General features: G+C 61.3%; 3 protein-coding genes. 1 reads left to right on the top strand and 2 read right to left on the bottom strand.

Translation table 11 applies throughout. The annotated features are described in order from the left end of the window. Window positions 1-405: NAD(P)/FAD-dependent oxidoreductase (locus WBB85_RS21240; protein ID WP_432640573.1), on the bottom strand; the 405-nt coding region annotated here is incomplete at its 3' end. A 27-nt stretch (window positions 406-432) separates the two neighbouring features. Further along, the gene (locus WBB85_RS21235) at window positions 433-1,194 is read right to left on the bottom strand and encodes a maleate cis-trans isomerase family protein (RefSeq protein WP_432640572.1); all 762 of its coding nucleotides are present in this window, start codon (window positions 1,192-1,194) and stop codon (window positions 433-435) included. A gap of 105 nt (window positions 1,195-1,299) precedes the next feature. Here WBB85_RS21235 and WBB85_RS21230 point away from each other — a divergent pair. After that, window positions 1,300-1,783 (top strand): GntR family transcriptional regulator (locus tag WBB85_RS21230; RefSeq protein ID WP_432640571.1); only part of this gene is annotated, 484 nt, incomplete at its 3' end.

The following is a 1,783-nucleotide window of genomic DNA, read 5'->3' as shown; positions in this document are numbered from 1 at the left end:
CATCAGCGGCCAGCGCTCTGCGATTTCGGGCGTGGTCAGATAGTGCGCTTCGATCCCGAAGAGCGAGGCAAAATCTGCCTTTCGTTTCAGTTCGGCCAGCCGTTCTTCGTTGATCGCGACCGAGATTGAGCCCGAGCGGCGATAGCCGGGGTTCTGGCCGGTCTCGGCCTCGATCTCCTGCAACAGTTCGATCCCGTATTTCGCGAAAGCCGTCGTCGCATGGCTGCCCTGCAACTGCCCGACCAAACCCGCCGCATGCCATGTGGTGCCCGAGGTCAGCTGCTTGCGCTCCAGAAGCACAACGTCTTTCCAGCCTTCCTTGGCCAGATGATAGGCGACGGAACACCCATGGATGCCACCACCGATAATCACGACCTGGGCATGGCTGGGAAGGGGTTTGGACATGATCGTTTTCCTGCCGCTTGGGGGATTTCAGAATTGGAACAGCCGACCGGCATCTGCGGGCCGATCTCCAAGGTCGGCGAGCCGCATCAAATGCCAGGCCGTGGCCTGATTGCTTGAGATCACCGGCTTGCCAAGCCGTGCCTCGGCCTCGGCGATAACCGGCAGGACGCGAAGACTGGTGCAGGAGACAAAGACCGCATCGCAGCCATCGCGCGCACCGACCGCGAGGATCGCGTCAAGAACGCTTTCGGAACTGATCCTCGCCACGGTGAAGTCATCGGACTGGTTGAACGAGGCTACGGCGCCCGTCTCGAACCCCGCCTGGGACAGATTCCGCTGCATCTCGGAGGTAACAGAGGGCGCATAGGGCGTGACCAGCGCAAAGCGTCCCACGCCAAGCGCGCCAAGTGCAGCCTTGCAGGCGGTCAGCGGGTTGGTGGTTTTCGCGCCGGGATGGATATCGCGAATGATCTCATCCACCCGGTTTTCGCCGATCATCGTCGCACCCGATGTGCAGCAATAGCCGATGGCATCGAAGTCGAACGACGCGGGCAGCAGGTCCGCCGCCACCGGCAAGTCCCGCTCCATCGCGCGGAGCGTGTCGGGCGTCACTTCCATCGCATTGGGGATGCGTGCGTGGTAAAGCGCCACGCCGTCGCCGCGCAGAAGCGTCGCAAATTCGTGTTCGGCGGTCTGGTCGCTTTGCAGGATGATCAGTCCGATCCGCGCCCGCGACCCGAGGCCCGCATCAACCGCGAATGTCAGCTCTTCTATAGGTGCATCACTCAACACTGGCGCGGTATCCCTCTGATCGATTCGAATCTGGTATATACCAGTATCGACTTGGCGCATATAACCAATCGTATTAAGAAGGCAGGAAATTGCAGGATCGTCATGAACCGCCCCCAGCTCGCGCGCCCGCGCTTTCGTCAGATCGTCGACAGCATCCAGCAGGATATCGTCGCCGGGACTTTGCCCGAACATGCCGCGCTGCCGTCTGAACGGGTGGTGGCAGAACAATACAGCGTCAGCAGGATGACCGCGCGGCGCGCATTGGAGGCGATCGAAGCGCAGGGCCTGGCCTATAGCGAGGACCGCAGGGGGCGCTTCGTCTCTCCCAAGCGCCTGCGCTATGACATCAGCGGCCGCGTCAGCTTTGCCGCCGATGCAGAGGCCCTTGGTACCAATCTGGACATAGAGATCCTGCGCGCCCGCACTGCCCGCGCCGACGAAAGGCTGTCAGCCGATCTTGCGGTTCCTTTGGGTGAAAAGCTGCATGAATATACGCGGCTCTTCAGTATCAACGGCCACAAAACCCTGATCGAGACGGAATTCGTCATCGCGAACAAATGCCCCGACCTGCTGCGCCATGACCTCA

The sequence above is a fragment of the Albidovulum sp. genome (genome assembly GCF_049646345.1).
Classification (GTDB): Bacteria; Pseudomonadota; Alphaproteobacteria; order Rhodobacterales; family Rhodobacteraceae; genus Albidovulum.
Note: the sequence above shows the minus strand (reverse complement) of the source record. Positions and strands in the feature narration are given on the sequence as shown.